Annotated in this window: 15 protein-coding genes and 1 riboswitch; of the genes, 11 read left to right on the top strand and 4 right to left on the bottom strand. The window is 66.7% G+C overall.

Features of this window, described 5'->3' with window-relative positions; all coding sequences use genetic code 11:
- Positions 1 to 106 precede the first annotated feature (106 nt).
- The 8 genes from ACWGQ2_RS07325 to ACWGQ2_RS07290 are packed head-to-tail and all read left to right on the top strand — an operon-like array spanning position 107 to position 9,179.
- The gene (locus ACWGQ2_RS07325; protein ID WP_452015784.1) at positions 107 to 985 is read left to right on the top strand and encodes an FAD binding domain-containing protein; all 879 of its coding nucleotides are present in this window, start codon (positions 107 to 109) and stop codon (positions 983 to 985) included.
- A 4-nt stretch (positions 986 to 989) separates the two neighbouring features.
- Positions 990 to 1,595 carry a (2Fe-2S)-binding protein gene (locus tag ACWGQ2_RS07320; protein WP_452015782.1) on the top strand — a complete coding sequence of 202 codons (606 nt, stop codon included), beginning with the start codon at positions 990 to 992 and terminating at the stop codon, positions 1,593 to 1,595.
- The gene (locus tag ACWGQ2_RS07315) at positions 1,592 to 3,982 is read left to right on the top strand and encodes an aerobic carbon-monoxide dehydrogenase large subunit (RefSeq protein ID WP_452015780.1); all 2,391 of its coding nucleotides are present in this window, start codon (positions 1,592 to 1,594) and stop codon (positions 3,980 to 3,982) included. The genes ACWGQ2_RS07320 and ACWGQ2_RS07315 overlap by 4 nt, the downstream gene beginning before the upstream one ends.
- A gap of 8 nt (positions 3,983 to 3,990) precedes the next feature.
- Positions 3,991 to 4,938: an XdhC family protein gene (locus ACWGQ2_RS07310; RefSeq protein WP_452015778.1), complete on the top strand. Its 948-nt coding sequence runs from the start codon at positions 3,991 to 3,993 to the stop codon at positions 4,936 to 4,938.
- On the top strand, positions 4,922 to 5,836 hold the full coding sequence (locus ACWGQ2_RS07305; protein ID WP_452015776.1) for an AAA family ATPase: 915 nt from the start codon (positions 4,922 to 4,924) through the stop codon (positions 5,834 to 5,836). Before ACWGQ2_RS07310 ends, ACWGQ2_RS07305 begins: the two co-directional genes overlap by 17 nt.
- On the top strand, positions 5,833 to 7,068 hold the full coding sequence (locus ACWGQ2_RS07300) for a vWA domain-containing protein (RefSeq protein WP_452015774.1): 1,236 nt from the start codon (positions 5,833 to 5,835) through the stop codon (positions 7,066 to 7,068). Before ACWGQ2_RS07305 ends, ACWGQ2_RS07300 begins: the two co-directional genes overlap by 4 nt.
- Positions 7,058 to 7,942, top strand: a complete 885-nt coding sequence (locus ACWGQ2_RS07295) for an SRPBCC family protein (protein WP_452015772.1) — start codon at positions 7,058 to 7,060, stop codon at positions 7,940 to 7,942. The genes ACWGQ2_RS07300 and ACWGQ2_RS07295 overlap by 11 nt, the downstream gene beginning before the upstream one ends.
- A 52-nt stretch (positions 7,943 to 7,994) precedes the next feature.
- Entirely contained in the window at positions 7,995 to 9,179 is a 1,185-nt protein-coding gene (locus ACWGQ2_RS07290; protein WP_452015770.1) for an XdhC family protein, read from the top strand.
- Here ACWGQ2_RS07290 and ACWGQ2_RS07285 read toward each other — a convergent pair.
- The gene (locus ACWGQ2_RS07285; protein WP_452015768.1) at positions 9,124 to 10,218 is read right to left on the bottom strand and encodes a DNA alkylation repair protein; all 1,095 of its coding nucleotides are present in this window, start codon (positions 10,216 to 10,218) and stop codon (positions 9,124 to 9,126) included. The genes ACWGQ2_RS07290 and ACWGQ2_RS07285 overlap by 56 nt on opposite strands.
- Positions 10,219 to 10,273: 55 nt before the next feature.
- The gene (locus tag ACWGQ2_RS07280; RefSeq protein ID WP_452015766.1) at positions 10,274 to 10,606 is read right to left on the bottom strand and encodes a hypothetical protein; all 333 of its coding nucleotides are present in this window, start codon (positions 10,604 to 10,606) and stop codon (positions 10,274 to 10,276) included.
- Between the two features lie 336 nt (positions 10,607 to 10,942).
- Between ACWGQ2_RS07280 and ACWGQ2_RS07275 the strand changes: the two genes are divergently transcribed.
- Complete coding sequence (locus ACWGQ2_RS07275) at positions 10,943 to 11,380, top strand: hypothetical protein (protein ID WP_452015764.1); 438 nt, start codon at positions 10,943 to 10,945, stop codon at positions 11,378 to 11,380.
- Here ACWGQ2_RS07275 and ACWGQ2_RS07270 read toward each other — a convergent pair.
- Positions 11,377 to 12,045, bottom strand: a complete 669-nt coding sequence (locus ACWGQ2_RS07270; protein ID WP_452015762.1) for an MBL fold metallo-hydrolase — start codon at positions 12,043 to 12,045, stop codon at positions 11,377 to 11,379. The two genes, ACWGQ2_RS07275 and ACWGQ2_RS07270, sit on opposite strands and share 4 nt — an antisense overlap.
- Positions 12,046 to 12,331: 286 nt before the next feature.
- Positions 12,332 to 12,505: riboswitch (cyclic di-AMP (ydaO/yuaA leader) on the top strand.
- A 3-nt stretch (positions 12,506 to 12,508) separates the two neighbouring features.
- Here ACWGQ2_RS07270 and ACWGQ2_RS07265 point away from each other — a divergent pair.
- Together ACWGQ2_RS07265 and ACWGQ2_RS07260 are read left to right on the top strand one after the other, a co-directional pair.
- Complete coding sequence (locus tag ACWGQ2_RS07265) at positions 12,509 to 13,444, top strand: LysM peptidoglycan-binding domain-containing protein (RefSeq protein WP_452015760.1); 936 nt, start codon at positions 12,509 to 12,511, stop codon at positions 13,442 to 13,444.
- Between the two features lie 355 nt (positions 13,445 to 13,799).
- A complete protein-coding gene (locus ACWGQ2_RS07260; protein WP_452015758.1) occupies positions 13,800 to 14,312 on the top strand; it encodes a CarD family transcriptional regulator in 513 nt (170 codons plus the stop codon).
- Positions 14,313 to 14,422: 110 nt separating this feature from the next.
- Here ACWGQ2_RS07260 and hrpB read toward each other — a convergent pair whose 3' ends face one another.
- Positions 14,423 to 17,065: an ATP-dependent helicase HrpB gene (hrpB, locus tag ACWGQ2_RS07255; protein ID WP_452016074.1), complete on the bottom strand. Its 2,643-nt coding sequence runs from the start codon at positions 17,063 to 17,065 to the stop codon at positions 14,423 to 14,425.
- Between the last annotated feature and the right edge of the window lie 99 nt (positions 17,066 to 17,164).

The following is a 17,164-nucleotide window of genomic DNA, read 5'->3' as shown; positions in this document are numbered from 1 at the left end:
TTGACACCTCAGGAAGCCAACGGCAACCTTAGCGAAACCAGCCCGCTGCAGGTTCGCCGCGAGGTGAGCTGCCCCGGGCGCAGCATCGGATATCAAAGGGGATATCGTGCAGATACCCGCTCCATTTGACTACGCCCGTGCCACGGATGTGGCAGACGCCGTCGCGCTGCTGGACCGCTATGGCCCGGAATCGCGGATTGTGGCCGGAGGCCACAGCTTGCTGCCCATGATGAAACTGCGTCTGGCCCGGCCGGAATGGCTTATCGACATCAACGACCTGTTTGAGCTGGACTACATCGTGCGGGAGGCCCAGTGGCTTCGGGTGGGAGCCCTGACCCGCCACAACACCCTCCTCGAGTCCCCGGATGCGGCGGAGCTCTTTCCGATCATCGCGGAGGCGGAGCGGTTTATTGCCGACCCGGTAGTCCGCAACCGGGGCACGATCGGCGGTTCGCTGTGCCAGGCTGACCCGGCGGAGGACCTCTCCACTGTCTGCTCTGTACTGCGGGCGGAGGTGGTGCTGCGGGGTCCCGGCGGAAGCCGCACCCTGTCCATGCCGGAGTTTCACCGGGGCCCGTATGAAACCGCTGCTGCCCCCAACGAAGTCCTCTGTGAAATCCGGTTCCCCATTGTTCCCGGGCAGAGCAGTTCCTACGAGAAGGTTGAACGCCGCGTGGGTGACTGGGCGATTACGGCTGCCGGAGCAGCAGTGGCCCTCGCATCTGACGGATCTGTAGCTCAGGCCTCCATCGGACTGACGGCCGTGGGACTGGACGGCACGGCGGCTGAAGCCGAAGCCGTGCTGCTCGGCCGGCGTCCCGAACCTGAGCTGATTGCCGAGGCTGGACGGCTGGCTGCGGCTGCCTGCAACCCCGTGGCCGACCAGCGCGGTCCCGCTGACTACAAGCGCCACCTTGCCCGTGAACTCACCACCCGCGTGCTTACGCGCTCCTGCGAACGCGCCGCCGCCCTCCAGAAGGACTAAGCCAATGGAAATCAGCCTCACCATCAACGACGCCGACGTGACCAGCGACGTCGAACCCCGTGTACTGCTGGTCCATTACCTTCGCGAGCAGCTGGGTATGACGGGCACGCACTGGGGCTGCGACACCACCAACTGCGGCGCCTGTGTGGTCCTGCTGGACGGCGAACCGGTGAAGTCCTGCACAGTCCTGGCAGTCATGGCAGACGGACATGCCATCCGCACGGTTGAGGGCCTGGAAGTGGATGGCCGGCTCGATCCGGTCCAGCAGGGATTTATGGCTGAACACGGACTCCAGTGCGGGTTCTGCACTCCCGGGATGATGATGACCGCCAGGGCGCTCCTGGACCGGAATCCGGATCCGGAGCCCGGCGAAATCAGGGAAGCCATCTCCGGGCAGATCTGCCGGTGCACCGGGTACGCGACGATCGTCCGCTCCATCCGGTGGGCGGCCGAACACCCTGCTGCTTCCAGCCTCGGGGCGGATGAAGGTTCCGGCGGGAACTACACCGGCGGAGACTACGACGGCGAGTTCGCCAACGACGTCGACATCCGCGACATTCCGGAAACCGCCCAGAGAGTCACCTCTCCGGAGGAGGGAAACACACCATGACCACGGCAGAGCGCGAAGCGAACCCCGCTGCGGACAGTCCGGACCGGCCCATCGGCTTTGGCCGGATGCAGCGTAAGGAGGATCCCCGTTTTGTCCGGGGGCGCGGACGTTACGTGGACGACATCACCCTGCCCGGAATGCTGCACGGAGCCATCCTCCGTTCTCCCCTTGCCCACGCGCGGATCGTGTCCATCGATCCGTCCGAAGCGCTGGCGCATCCGAAGGTCCGGGCGGTCATCACCGGAGCCGACCTTGAGGGGCTGAACCTGGCCTGGGCGCCCACCCTCTCCGCGGACGTCCAGGCAGTGCTGGCCACGGACAAAGTCCGGTTTCAGGGCCAGGAGGTGGCCTTTGTTGTGGCAGAAGACCGCTATGCCGCCCGTGACGCCCTGGAACTGATCGAGGTCGAATACGAACCGCTGCCGGTAGTCATCGACGCCCGCCGGGCCCTGGACGCGGATGCCGCAGTGGTCCGTGATGAAATGCCGGGTCGCACCGACAATCACATCTTCGACTGGGAAGCCGGAGACTCCGCCGAAACCGACGCAGTGTTCGCCGCCGCCGATGTGGTGATTGAGCAGGAAGTTATTTATCCGCGCGTCCACCCGGCACCGATGGAAACCTGCGGGGCCATCGCGGACTTCGACCCGGTGGACGGAAAGCTCACGCTGTATGAGACCTCCCAGGCCCCGCACGCCCACCGGACCCTGTTCGCGATGGTTGCCGGGATCCCCGAACACAAAATCCGGGTCATCTCCCCGGACATCGGCGGCGGCTTCGGCAATAAAGTGGGCATCTACCCCGGGTACATCCTGGCCGTGGTCGGATCGATCGTTACAGGCAAGCCGGTCAAGTGGATGGAGGACCGTTCGGAGAACCTGATGTCCACGTCCTTCGCCAGGGACTACATCATGAACGGGCAGATAGCAGCCACGGCGGACGGCAAGATCCTGGGCCTGCGGACCAGCGTGCTGGCCGACCACGGAGCATTCAACGCAACCGCTCAGCCCACCAAATACCCTGCAGGCTTCTTCCACATCTTCACCGGCAGCTATGACCTGCAGGCGGCGCACTGCAAAGTAACGGGTGTCTACACCAACAAGGCGCCCGGAGGGGTGGCCTACGCCTGCTCCTTCCGGGTCACGGAAGCCGTCTATCTGGTGGAACGGCTGGTTGACATCCTGGCCCAGCGGCTGGACATGGACCCGGCGGAGCTGAGGCGAAAGAACTTCATTCAGCCCGACCAGTTCCCCTACGCCAACAAAACCGGCTGGGAGTACGACTCCGGGAACTACGAACCGGCCCTGGCCAAGGCACTGGACATGGCCGGCTACGACGAGCTCCGGCGGGAACAGGCAGCCAGGCGCGAACGCGGCGAACTGATGGGAATTGGTATTGCCTTCTTCACCGAGACCGTCGGCGCAGGACCCCGCAAACACATGGACATTGTTGGCCTGGGCATGGCCGACGGCGCTGAACTGCGCGTGCACCCGACCGGGAAGGCGGTGGTCCGCCTCTCCGTGCAGAGTCAGGGGCAGGGACACGAAACCACCTTCGCGCAGATTGTTGCCGAGGAACTCGGAATCCCGCCCGAAGACATCGATGTGGTGCATGGGGACACTGACCAGACGCCGTTCGGACTGGGCACCTACGGCAGCCGGTCCACTCCGGTCAGCGGCGGAGCCGTTGCCCTGGTCTCCCGCAAGGTGCGGGAGAAGGCCCGGCTGATTGCCGCAGCCATGCTGGAAACCAGGCCCGAGGACCTGGAATGGGAGAAGGGCCGGTGGTTCGTCAAAGGCGACCCGTCAGCTTCCAGAACAATGTCCGAAATCGCCATGGCGGCGCACGGCACCATGGAACTGCCCGACGGCGTCGACGGCAACCTGGATGCCGAAGTCACCTATGACCCGCCCAACCTGACCTTCCCCTTCGGCGCGTATATCTGTGTGGTGGATGTGGACCCCGGTACCGGACGCGTAAAAGTCCGCCGGTTCATCGCCGTCGACGACTGCGGCACGCGCATCAACCCGATGATCATCGAAGGCCAGCTGCACGGTGGGCTGGCCGACGGCGTGGGCATGGCGCTGATGGAGTTCATTGAGTTCGACGCCGAGGGCAACAACCTGGGCGGATCTCTGATGGACTACCTCATCCCCACCGCCATGGATGTTCCGGACTGGGAAAGCGGGCATACCGTGACCCCGTCGCCCCACCACCCGATCGGCGCCAAGGGGGTCGGCGAGTCAGCGACCGTGGGTTCGCCGCCGGCGATTGTGAACGCCGTCGTCGACGCATTGGCGCCGTTCGGCATTACGCACATGGACATGCCCTGCACACCCGCCCGGGTCTGGGAGGCAATGCAGGGCCGCCCGCAGCCCCCAATCTGAGGATTCCCATGGAAACGCTTCCAGCAGACCCGGATGCCCGCGCCCGCAGGCTCGAGGAGCTTTGCCTTCCGTTCGTGCGGGCCACGGTGGTGCGGGCCGAGCGGCCCACAAGCGCCCGGCCCGGTGACAGTGCGCTGCTCGACGCCGACGGCGCCCTGTTTGGTTTTGTGGGCGGTAACTGTGTCCAGGGGTCCGTCCGCAAATACGGACTGCAGGCTCTGTCCGCCGGAAATCCGTTGCTCCTCCGTGTGCTGCCCGGTGAACCTGGAGCAGCCGCCGGCGAGGGTGCGGTCGAAGTCCGGAACCCGTGCCTGAGTGGAGGAGCCGTGGAAATTTTCCTGCAGCCGGTCCTGCCGCCGCCACACGTGCTGGTGGTGGGAGACACACCCGTAGCCCACGCGCTCAGTGCGCTTGGCGCATGCCTGGACCTGAGAATCACCCTTCGCCCGCCCGGAGAAGCTGAACCGGTTGCCGCAGACGCGGCGCTGGTCGTGGCCTCCCACGGAACCGGGGAAGAAGCGGCACTGGAAGCGGCGCTCCGGGCCGGGGTGCCCTACGTGGCGCTGGTTGCCAGCCATAAGCGCGCCGCAGAAGTGCTGGCCTCCCTCGACGTCGATCCGGACCAGCGGGGCCGCGTCCACTCGCCCGCCGGGTTGGCCCTTGGTGCGCGGACACCGGCCGAAACGGCGCTGTCCATCCTGGCTGAGTTCACGGCTCTGCGCTCGGAACAGGCAGCTGATGCAGTTTCCGCAGAGGACTCCGGAACCGCGCCCACCCCGGCAGGCGGGAGCTCGGACAACGCCGGCCAGGCGGTAGACCCGGTCTGCGGCATGACCGTGGAGATCGGTGCAGCGACTCCCCGCGCCGACGCCGGCGGAGTCACGTCCTACTTCTGCTGTCCCGGCTGCCGGGCGGCCTTCCAACGGGACCCGGACCGGTATGCAGCCGTTTCCTGATACGGCAGGCATCTCTGCCGCCGAACCCTATCCGGACCCGGAAGCACTGGCCGGTGCTTTGGAACAGCTCGATTACCTGGCCGATCCGGGCCTGGCTACAGCGCTTTTCCTGGCCCTGGGCCTGCCGCAGCCGATCCTTCTGGAAGGCGAACCCGGCGTAGGAAAGACCGAGGCAGCCAAAACACTGGCTCTCCTGCTGGACACGCCGCTGTACCGCCTGCAGTGCTACGAAGGCATCGATGCAGCCGAGGCACTTTACGAATGGAACTATCCCCGGCAGCTGCTGCGCATCCGGGTTGCAGAGTCGGGAGGCGCAGGTATCCGCGAAGAGGACCTCTACTCCCCCGAGTATCTGCTTCGCAGGCCCATCCTCCAGGCGCTGGAACACCCGGGACCCCGGCCTGCCGTCCTACTGCTTGATGAGATTGACCGGGCAGACGCAGAGTTCGAAGCGTTCACCTTCGAGCTCCTTGCCGAAGCAGCCCTGAGCATCCCGGAGCTGGGCACGGTCCGTGCACAGCATCCGCCCATCATCGTCCTGACGTCCAACCGCACCCGCGAGCTGCACGACGCCCTGACCCGCCGGTGCCTCTACCACTGGATTGACTACCCCGCCCCGGAACGCGTAGCCGAAATCATCCGCCGCCGGGTCCCGGCGTCCTCCGCCCCGCTGGCCCTTGAAGCTGCCGAAGCGCTTCGCCGGATGCGCAGCCTGGATCTGGCCAAACCTCCCGGGATTGCCGAAGCCGTCGACTGGGTTTCCGCCCTATCCCTGCTGGACATAGCGCACCTCAGTGCGGATACGGTCCAGGCAACACTCGGCATGGTCCTGAAGAACCGTGAAGACCTGGATACCGTGGCTGCCCGTGGCCCGGCCTGGCTGGCAGGACAGCCGTGACGGCCCCGGTGCAGGGAAACCCCGCCATCGAGACGGCAGCTTTTTCGGCCGGGCTGGGAAGCGCGCTGCGGCGGGCCGGCATCGGGATCCCGCCGGATAAGACCGTTCACCTGGCCCGGGCTCTTGCTCTGGTTCCTCCCTCCTCCCGCAGCCGCCTGTACTGGACCTGCCGCGCCGTACTGCTTAGCCGGGCCGAACAGGTGCCGGTGTTTGACTCCGTGTTCTCCGCGCTTTTCGACGGGATGCTGGACCCGGCCGATACCCGCGGCGAACAGAACGCTCCCCCTCCGGTGGGCTCCGAACCCCGTGCCCGGACGGCACAGGAAACTGCCACCGCACTCTCAGGCACGGAGATGGCATCCAGACTCCACCCTGTCCTTCCGGGCACCGGCGATTCCTCCGGGCAGGACACAGACGCCGTCCTGCTGACTGCCTCAGCGGAGGAGTCGCTCCATGCCAAGAACTTCGCCGGTCTCACCCGGGACGAACTGGCGGATATCAGTGCGCTGGTGCGCAGGATTGTGCTGGCCACTCCGCGCCGGCTTACCCGCCGCACCCGCCGCAGCCCGCACGGCGGGACCCTTGACCTGCGCCGGACCACCCGGGCAGGTTTACGCTCCGGCGGGACTGCCTGCCGTCTGGTAAGGACAGAACGTACGACGGCGGCCCGCAGGCTGGTGCTGCTGTGCGACGTGTCCGCCTCGATGTCGGCACATACACAGGTTTTCCTCTCCCTGATCCAGGGCGCAGTGGGCAGCTCGAATGCTGAGGCCTTTGTGTTCTCCACTGGAATCTCAAGGCTGACACGGCAGCTGGGCGGCCGCAGCGCCGATCGGGCACTGACAGCAGCAGCGGGCAGTACGGCGCACTGGGACAGCGGAACGCTTCTGGCCCGCAGCCTGAAGACATTCCTGGATGACCATGGACGCCGGGGCATGGCCCGGGGCGCCGTCGTCGTCATCTTTTCCGACGGCTGGACCCAGGACGAGCCCGTCGACGTCTCCGCGCAAATGGCACGGCTCCGCCGGCTGGCACACCGGATTGTCTGGGTAAACCCGCGGAAGGCGGCGCCTGGCTTTGAACCCTCTGCCGGCGGCATGGCAGCCGCCCTTCCTTTCTGCGACGCGTTCACCAGCGGACACAGCTATGACTCGCTGACAGAACTTCCCCTGACCCTTGCCGGCACACACCGCCACCAACCCAGAAGAACAGGACTAGCCCATGGACATTGACAGCACGTTCACCGTCGACGCCCCGCCCGCGGAGGTGTGGGAAGCCGTCATGGACTTCGAGTCCGTAGCCGGCTGCATCCCGGGCGCGCAGATCCTCAACAAGCTCAACGACGACGCCTACCAGGTGGGGATGAAGGTTAAACTCGGACCGGTTTCTCTGCAGTACCGGGGCCAGCTGAACGTGCTGGAACGCGACGCCGCGGCGCGCCGGGCTGTGCTGCAGGGCAGCGCCAAGGAAGTCCGGGGCCAGGGAACCGCACAGGCCACGGTGATCCTGAAACTTGAGCAGGCCGGAGAGGGCACCCAGGGGCTGGTCAGCGCCGACATCGGCCTGTCCGGCAAGGCGGCGGCCATGGGTAAAGGCGTGATTGGAAGTGTTACCGAGCAGATGATGGCCGTGTTCGCCGAGAATCTTCAAGCCATGGTCAATGCCAGGTCTGCGGGCTCCGGACCGGCCGGCGGCGCGCAGACCGTTCCCGTCCCCGACACAGTGTCCGGTGCCGCGCAGACTCCGGTCCCCGGCGGTCCGCACACCGGAGGTTTCCCGGGGCCGGACGGCGACGCAGGCCACACCGGCCCGGATCCGGCGGGCAGGCCGGCGGCACAGCGAACTGCTGCCGCCGCACAGCCGGCCGGCACCGCACTGGGCGTGAAGGATCACCGGGAGGCACCGGTGCCGCCACCCCTGCCGCGTCCAGCCATGCAGTCTCCGCCGACCGCGGCGGCAGAAGTCCAGGGGCTCGACGGGCTGGCGCTGATGCGCGGGGTGGTGGGTGAACAGCTGCGCCAACCGGCCGTCCAGCTCTGGCTGTACAGCGCCGTCGCCTTTGCCGCCTACCATCTGGGCAGGCGTGCAGCGCGCCGATCGGCCTGATCGGCCTGATCGGCGGAACGGACCAGTTTGCGATTAAGGAGCAGCACAACCCATGGATGAGGTCCTGACAACCCTGCTGGCCGAGTGGGAGGCCGGCCGGACCGCTGCCCTGGGCACTGTGGTGCGGACCATGGACTCGGCCCCCCGTCCGCCGGGCGCCCAGATGCTGGTAACCGCTGCGGGCACCGTCATCGGCTCGGTATCGGGCGGCTGCGTGGAAGGGGCCGTGTATGAGCAGTCCATGGACTGCATCGGCGGCGCAGGGCCGGTTCTTGCCCGTTATGGCGTAAGCGACGATGATGCGTTCGCCGTTGGCCTCACCTGCGGGGGCACGATTGAGGTCTTCATCGAGGCACTTCCGCCCGGAAGCCGCGCGGTACTGGGTCCGGCCGCGAACGATATCAGCACCGGTGAACCAGTCGGCGTGGCAACGGTGATCGAGCACCCCGATCCCGGGCGGCTGGGCCGGAAGATGGTCATCCTCCCGTCAGGGACCCGCGGTTCCCTGGGAAGCGCCCGCGCTGACCAGGCGGCCGCAGATGATGCGCTGGGCCTGCTGGCTGCCGGACGCAGCGCCGTACTGACCTACGGGCCGGAGGGAGAACGGCTGGATACTGGAATGAGTGTGTTCCTGAACGCCTTTGCCCCGCCCCCGCGGATGCTGGTCTTCGGTGCCATCGACTTCGCTGCGGCACTCTCCCGGCTGGGATCATTCCTGGGTTACCGCGTTACCGTCTGCGACGCACGGCCTGTCTTTGCAACGCCGGCACGTTTCCCGGCGGCGGACGAGGTGGTTGCCTCCTGGCCGCACCTTTACTACCGGGACGAGCTGCAGGCGGGACGGATCGACGGCCGCACGGTGGTCTGCGTACTTACCCATGATCCAAAGTTCGACGTCCCGCTCCTGGCGGAGGTCCTGGCCGGACCGGCGGTTGCCTATGTGGGGGCCATGGGTTCCCGGCGCACGCACATCGACCGTACAGAGCGTCTGCTGGACGCCGGGGTGAGCCCTGAAGCGCTTGCGGCGCTGCGCAGCCCCATCGGGCTTGATCTGGGCGCGCGGACACCGGAGGAAACTGCCGTGTCAATCGCGGCGGAGTTTATTGGTGAGGGATGGGGCGGGACGGGCCTTCCACTGCGCCTGCTGGAGGAGCGCATCCATCATGACGGACCCGGTCCGCTTACGGTTCCGGCAGCCGGACTTCAAAGGCCAGGGCGCCGTGCCGAATCCCGTTGACCTGCAGCTGCAGCTGATGTGCCCCGGCATAGTGACGGCGGGTGGTCATTTGATGGAAGGCATGCGAGCCGGACAGTGCGCGGGCTTCACCCGGTGCCAGTTCAAGAACTGTGAGCTTGAAGACCGCCGGGACTGTTCTGCCGTGCGCTTTGACGTAGTGCACCACGTAGTCCACGGCAAGCCTCGCCGTCGAACTTCCCGTGTTCCTCAGGGTGAAGCTGAACTGGAGCTTTCCCGGAAGGGTGACTACGGGCGTCGGGGTGGAAAGGCCCTGGACTTCCACGTCCGCGGGCGCGAAGCCCAGCAGCTCAAGGGCACCGGGATGAGCTTTCTTGACCAGGGTCCGGAGGCTGTGACGGACGAGCCGCGCCGTCGCGGGGGCCGGGTCCGACAGCCAGCGGGCAGCCGTCTGCACGGTGACCTCGGGGGCATGGCGTGAGATGTCATTCAGGTGGTTCGCCACCGACCGGCGCACGTCCTCGCTGGGATCATCGCGGAGGGCGTCCAGGATAGGCAGGGTCGCGTCCGGGTGCTCCAGCAGCCAGGGCACACGAATTGCCCAGGGAAGGTAAGGCCGGGTGCCCTCGCTGGCCAGCCGCCGAACCGCTGGATCTGCATCCTGCGCCCACGTCTGGATACGGGCCAGTGCGCGTACCGGATCCGCTGCCAGGAGCCGGCGGATGGCGAACTCACTGGTAAGGCGGGGTGTAAGTTCAGCGAGCAGGTCGAGGGCGTCGTCAAAGTCGACAGACCCTGAGCCGGCCAGGGCCAGCGTGACAGCCGATTCGGTGACCGGCCACATCATCCACCCCTTGAACTGCGGGTCTGCCAGGGCAGCCCGGTAAGCGGCTGCCGCTTCCTGGTACGCCGGATATGCGTGGGTCAGTGCCTGGGCCAGAAGGTCAGTCCGCGCGCGGAGCGAAAGCGGCTCGAGCGCCGGCACCGCCGTGAGGAGCTGGGCGAGCCCGGGGGCGGGAGCGGCCGCAGTCAGGCTGCGGTGCAGGCCTGCAACTTCAGCCGGACCCAGCAGATTATCCATGGCACCCATGCTGTCCCCCGCCGTTGTCTGTGCCGGGATTCCCCGGGTTCACAGATTACAGGTTCGCATCGGTGTACCGGCCGCGCTCACTGGTGACGGCACTGGGTGTGCGTCCGGCAGGGCCGAAGGAAGCCGTGTAGCTGTCTACTGCGGCCGCAGAGTGCCGGTGACCCGTGCCGTCGAACCGGGCGGTGTATCCCCAGCCCGCGGCAGGACGGACCGTGTGCTGCTCGGTGGAACGCGGGTGGCCGTAGGCAGCCACATAGTTTCCGCCCAGGGCCGCCCGGCGGGCCGGCAGGGCACGGGTTTCACGGGCGGCGTTGTGGTTCGCGCCGGAGTCCTGGCCCTCGATGGTGAGGGTCGCGGCGATAGTCGTGGTGTCGAACATTGTTCTCCTAAAGGAAGGGTGGGCAAGGCAGCCGGGCAGCACTGAGTGCGCCGGCGCTTTGGCGGCGTTGCAAAAAGTCGGAGCAGCCGGCTCGGAGCCAGGCTGCGGAGGTCCGCGGTTCCCTGCGTGGGAAGCCTGCATGGACGCTGATGCCGAACGGAAGCCGTTCGGTGCTGATAAAGACTCTAGCAGTTATTCTGAGTCATTCATAAAAAGGAGGATGTCGGCTTCGTCTCAGCCTGCTTACTGGAAGCTCCCACCGTCCACTCCTGCCGCCTCGAAGGTGGCGGGACCGGCTGCACAGCGGGCAGCACCTGCGGCGATACAGTTGAGGACATGAGCACCACCCCCGCGCGGACCCGCAGGTCTGTCTTCTTCCTTATTCCGCTGGGCGCGCTGGCAGGCATGGCACTGGCCATGCTGAACTTCCAGCTGAGCTATGCCTCCACCGTTGAGCCCGGGGAGCTGGCAAGCTACGTCTTGTGGACTCTGATCGGCGGTGCGGTGCTGGGCGGGTCCTTTGCCTGCCCGGCTGCCGCCGGAGCCTATCTCAGTGCCGTTTCCGGAAAGTCCGCACGCTTCTGTGCCGGCCTGGCGGGTGGAGCATTGGCGCTCTGCTGGCTGCTCTATGCCGGCGTTTCTGCTTCCGGAGGCAGCCCGGTGACGTGGCTGCTGCCAGCTGCAGCTGTTCTGACGACGGCAGCCGGCATGTGGTTCGTCTGGCTCGTGGCGAGGAACCGAAGCCCGCAGTCCGGCGCAGGATCCGAGCGCTAGCCTCCGTAGGGTCCACCAATAAGGCGTACCAGCGCGCTGGTTGGTGAGGGAATTTCCGCACCGTGGGCAAACAGAATGCGGTCCGGGGCCAGTGCAGCGATGCGCTCCAGGGAATCCTCTGCGCGCGAAGCATCAGAGGTAAAGGCCGCCGGGCTGCGGACAACTTCGGCGTGAACTGTTGCGGCGGCGTCGCCGATAAAGAGCGTTCCGGTACCTTCGTGGAAAATGCTGACATGCCCTGGAGTGTGGCCCGGGGTCGCGAGGATTTGCAGGTCCTGCACAGTGTCCCCCTCCTCCAGGGGCTGCACTTTGCGGGGCGAACGAATGTCCGGTGAGTCGGGACCTCCGGCATAGATGGATGCCAGCGGCGCCTGCTCGGCAATAGAAAACAGTGATCCGATGTGATCCATGTGCAGGTGCGTCAGGACGATGTCCCGGACATCCGCAAAGCTGCCCCCGAGCGCATCAACAGCGTCCGCAATCGCAGCAGCGGCGTCAGGCATTCCTGTGTCAATGACCACAATGCCGGCGGGTTGAGCGACGGCATAGCAGCGCACGTCCGAAATCATAGGTTCCGGGCCGGCTAGACCGGCTGGAATACTCATCTCGCGGACAATTTCCTCAATGGGCAGACGGGGTGTTCCGCTGCTTGGTTCCTGGGCCACGACCGCTCTCCTTCGCCGGAATGCAGGGATTTAAGCGTAGTCCTGCGGAGGCAGCCGCGTCCCGGTTCGGCGGCAGAATTCTGTCTCGGGAGACCAGGCCGAACCCTTTGCCAGTCGGGATACGGGTGGGACCCCTGAGTAGGAAATCGACAGGGGGCTGTCAAATAGCACGGGTGACCTACTCAACACAACGGCAACACGGCGCCGTTACCGAATTGCAATCAAAAAGAGATTGCTGTTAGTGTCCTTGGCATGCCGCAAACCTGATGCGGCGCCCCAGGCTCGTTACCTAACTCTGCCGCTTGCCTGGGGTCCCTTTTGCACTACGACGGCAGGGGCGGGGGAACCAATTTTTTGGGTCCTTTGAATCCTTGGGGTTAAGCCGACCGGATGAGACCGGCGGCCGGGTGACTCCCATCCGAACCCGACAGCTCACCTCGCAGGTATAGGGAGAGGTAATACCTTGTCTTCTAAGAATCGCGGACGTCACTGCGCAGAGTCCAGCATCTGGACCACCATCGCAAAAGCAGCACCCGGCAAAGCCCGCTCCGTCACCGGCACCGCAGCAGCGGTTGTAGCAGGCTCCGGCCTGATGTTCGGTATGGCAGCTCCGGCTCAGGCCAGCGCAGTCATCAACGAGACCCCGGCACCCGCTGCAGCAGCAGCACCTGCCTTCGTCGCCCCGGCAGCCGAAGCCCCCGTTGCCCCGGCAGCCGAAGCCCCGGCTCCGGCTGCAGCCGTGACTCACACCGTAGTTTCGGGTGACACCCTGAGCGAAATCTCCGCGGCTTACGGAGTCACCCTGGACAGCGTCCTGCAGCTCAACGCCCTGTCGCTGGAGTCCATCATCTACCCCGGTGACGTCATTACCGTTTCGGGTGAAGCCGCAGCAGCTCCCGCCGCTGCCGCAGCACCCGCAGCACCGGCAGAGGCGTATGTCCCTGCTGACACCTACGTCGCTCCGGCCCCGGTTGACGCAGCACCTGCTGCCTCGTACACCGATCCCGGCACCTTTACCGGTTACGAGAGCAACGTCACCACCCAGGCCGTTACCCCGGCACCTGCTGCAACGGGTTCCGGCATCGGAGCGATCATGGTCAGCTCCGCCTACGCACAGCTGGGCGCCGTACAGGACTGCACCATCCTCGTGGAGCAGGCACTGCGCGCAGCCGGCCACTCGGTCGGTGACCTGGCCCCGGCGCAGCTGGCTGCCTACGGCACCCCGGTGTCCAACCCCCAGCCGGGTGACATGATCTACTACGCCAACGGCGGAGCCGGTGTCCCCCACATCGCCATCTACATCGGCGACGGCCAGGCCATCCACAGCGGAATGAACGGAAACCAGACCGTCATCGCGACCGCCAACCTCGGCTCCGGCCCCGTCTACTACCGCGCATAGTCCGCGATACTGACGGCTGGTACAGCCTTCAGCAGACGAGGTGCCCCCTCCGGATTCCGGGAGGGGCACCTCGTTTTACTTGTTTTAACAGCTCAGACCGAAACATCCGAGGTCCCGGGCAACCAGCTCCCGCCCGGGCCGGGTACATCTGCCCCGGACGTGAAATAATGGAAACTACCAGACTCGCGGCTTCCGGAACCTTCACCCATGTGCTGGTACCGTCTCCGCGCTTCCGTCACAGCACCCAGCCGTTCCGGGCCTGCGGCGGGACGGCCATCCCCAATGCGTGCCCGCGCCTTCGGCCGCTGCGGAGAGGATGCCGGGTCAGGAATCGAAGCAGCCAGAGGTAAACACATTGACGTTTAACGTAGGTCAAACCGTAGTCCACCCCCACCACGGTCCCGCAGCCATCCGCCGTCTCGACACCCGCAAAGTGCGTGGCGAAGACATGGAGTACCTGGTACTCGAAGTGCATGCGAACAAGCTGGAGGTCTGGGTTCCGCTGGCCAAGGCCGGCGAGGTAGGGCTGCGCCCGGTTCTGGACGGTGCCCAGCTTCAAAAGCTCATGGAAGTCCTCAAGGCCGACGCCGATGCCGAGGAAACCCAGTGGTCCCGCAGATTCAAGGAAAACACCGAACTGCTGGCCAGCGGAAGCATCACCGACGTAGCCCGGGTAGTCAGAAACCTCACCCTCCGGTCCCTTGATAAGGGACTCTCCCACGCTGAACGGGACATGCTGCGGCACGCGCGCCGCCCGCTTCTCACTGAAATCTCACTGTCCCTGGGTGTTAGTGAGGACGAAGCATCAGCAGTGCTCGACGCCGTCTGGTCCGGGCAGGCGGCTTCCCTGGCCGAACCCGTTACCTAAGCCACCCCCCCGCACCAATTCGGCGCGAAAGTCCGGCAACGCTGCAGGCGTTGCCGGACTTTTTTATGACCGGTGTTTGGTGCCGCCGGCACCACGGCCGCTAACTCCGCTCACATCCGCGTCTTTGTCCTGGCCGTTGCCGGCGCACTCCACGGATCCTCCGGCCAGGGATGGCGGGGATACCGTCCGCGCATCTCGGCCCTCACCTGTGCATACGGGCCGGACCAGAAAGAGGCGAGGTCATCTGTCACGGCCAGAGGGCGTCCGGCAGGTGAAAGCAGGTGGAACTGCAGCCGGATCCGCCCTCCTGCCAACAGCGGTGATTCCGCCCAGCCGAAGCACTTCTGGAGTTTGACTGCCAGTACGGGAGGAGCTGCGCCGTCCTCTGCGTCCGGATAGCTGATCCGCTCCTGCGTGCCGCTGGGCACCAGTATCTTTTCCGGAGCCAGTTCATCCAGTTTGGCTGCCTCCGGCCAGGGCAGCAGCCGGCGCAGCGGATCCAGCAGATTGATATCTGCCGCCCGCGTCCCTCCTGCCAGCGCTTCCAGTTCCGGGCCCAACCAGTCCTGAAGCTGCTCCAGCAGCGCCGCCTCTGATACATCAGGCCACGGCGAACCAAGCAGCCGGTGCAGCAGGGCGAGCCGGCGGCGGAGAGCCTCAGCCGCCCCAGACCAGCCGATGGCGCCAAGGCCCTGCTCGGCCAGCGCGTCTGCCATGGCAGAGCGACCCTCAGCCGCGGCGGGACGGACCGGCGTCGAGGAGAGCTCGATCGCACCCAGGCGGCGTACCCGCCGCGCGGACACTCTGCCGCCGTCGAACACGGCTGTAATCTCCGAGGATAGGAGCCCCGAGGCCGCAGCCTCAGCAGTCTCCTCCGCCAGCGGCGCGGCAGCACGGATCACGGCCCCGGTTCCTGCGGCTGCCTTCCCCGCGGCACGGGAAACGTCTGCCACGGCCAGCCAGGTGTGTCCCCGGAGCGGACTCTCCGAGGGAAGCCCGGCACGGGTTCCCGATGCAAGCAGGTACTGTTCCCCTGCAGCGCCCTCCACCCGGCGGGCCACCCGGTCCGGGAAGGCAAGCGCCACGAGTGTTCCCACGGCCTCCTCAGCGCCCGGAGCCCCGGTTGGGTGTTGGGCCGTACCGGCGGACTTCCGATCAGGTTGCACGAACTGCTGCAGGCGCCGGGCCTCACGGGCAAAGGCGCCGGACCCCGGATCCCGTCCAGAGCGCAGAGCGGACAGGAGCCGGACCAGGTCGGCTCCCGGCGGTCGCCGGTCGCCGGACAGCATGGCTGTGACCTCCGCAGCCGTGCGCGGACCAAGCAGCAGGGATCCCTCAGCGAGGGCCCGGGCCAGGCGCGGATCTGCCGGGATGCGCACCAGCCGGTGACCGGTTTCTGTGGCTTTGCCGTCCTGGTCCACTGCACCGATACTGCGCAGGACTGCTTCAGCGTCCGCCAGCGCTGCACCGGGCAGCGCCTGGGGCAGCGCCAGTCCCCGGCCGCCGGGGGTCCCCCAGCAGGCGAGGATCAAGGCTGCGGATGTGAGGTCGGCCGCGGCGGCCTCCGGTGTGGGATGGGCAGGAGAGGCGGCGTACGCAGCTTCCGTGTAGGCGCGGATCACGGTTCCCGGTCCCTGCCTCGCCGCACGTCCGGCACGCTGCTGTGCTGAGGCGCGGGACGCGCTGACGGTGACCAGCCCGCTCATGCCGCGGGCGGCGTCGCGCCGGGGTTCGCGTGCCAGTCCGGAATCGACAACCAGCCGAACGCCGGGAACGGTCAGCGAGGATTCGGCCAGCGATGTGGACACGATGATGCGTGGCTTCTCCCCCGGACCCCGTCCGGAAACCGCCCGGTCCTGTTCGGCCGCCGGGGCCTGGCCGTGCAGTTCCAGCACCTCGGTGCCGGGGCCCGCTTCCTGCCGCAGGACCCTGGCGACGTGGGACACTTCCCGGACACCCGGAGCGAACACCAGAGCGTCAACCGACGCGTCCTCGGCCAGTGCCTGCGCGTGGCCCTGGATGGCAAGCAGGGCCAGTCCGTCCAGGAATCCCGGCGTGACGCCGCGTTCGTCCAGACGCGCGGCGGCCGGCGGCTGCCACAGCACGCGCAGCGGATAAAGCGCTGAAGGACAGTCCACCACGGGGACCGGAGACCCGGGCGCACCAAGCAGTTCCGCGAAGCGGGGTGTGTCCAGCGTGGCAGACATGGCCACCAGCAGAAGGTCCGGGCGCAGCTGGCGGACTTCGGCCAGCATGCCGATAAGCAGGTCGGTTTCGAGTCCGCGTTCGTGAACCTCGTCCAGGACGACGGCGGAAACACCCTCCAGCCCCGGATCGGCCAGCAGGCGTCGCAGCAGGATGCCCGGAGTAACAAACTCAACGAGGGTACGCCCGCTGGTGCGGCTCTCACCGCGGACCGTGTAGCCGGTGCGCTCCCCCACCCCCGTGCCGTCCAGGGCGGCAAGCCTGCGGGCAGCTGCCCGTGCGGCCACCCGGCGCGGCTGGGTAACAATGACCCGCCCGGCCGCCAGATTCGCCACCAGCGGCGGGACCAGCGTGGTCTTGCCGGTTCCGGGCGGGGCCTGCACGACGGCGGCACCGCCGGAGAGCGCGGCACCCGTGGCATCGTCAGCATTGGATGTGCCGCCCCGGAAACCATCAGGGTCCAGAGCCGCCGCAGCGGCGGGCAGCGACGCGGCAAAAACCAGGCCGCGCCCAAGCTCGGCAAGGTTAAAGGGGCCGGCGGGCAGCATTCCGCGCGATTCAGAGGGGCTCACCACTCCATTCTCTCCCGGGATCTGTGTGCCTGCGGATTCCCAAATAGTCCGGCATAAGGAAGGGTTGGAAGGCAG

This window comes from Arthrobacter sp. NPDC055585, assembly GCF_053619115.1.
This window is presented reverse-complemented; position numbering and strand designations above follow the sequence as displayed.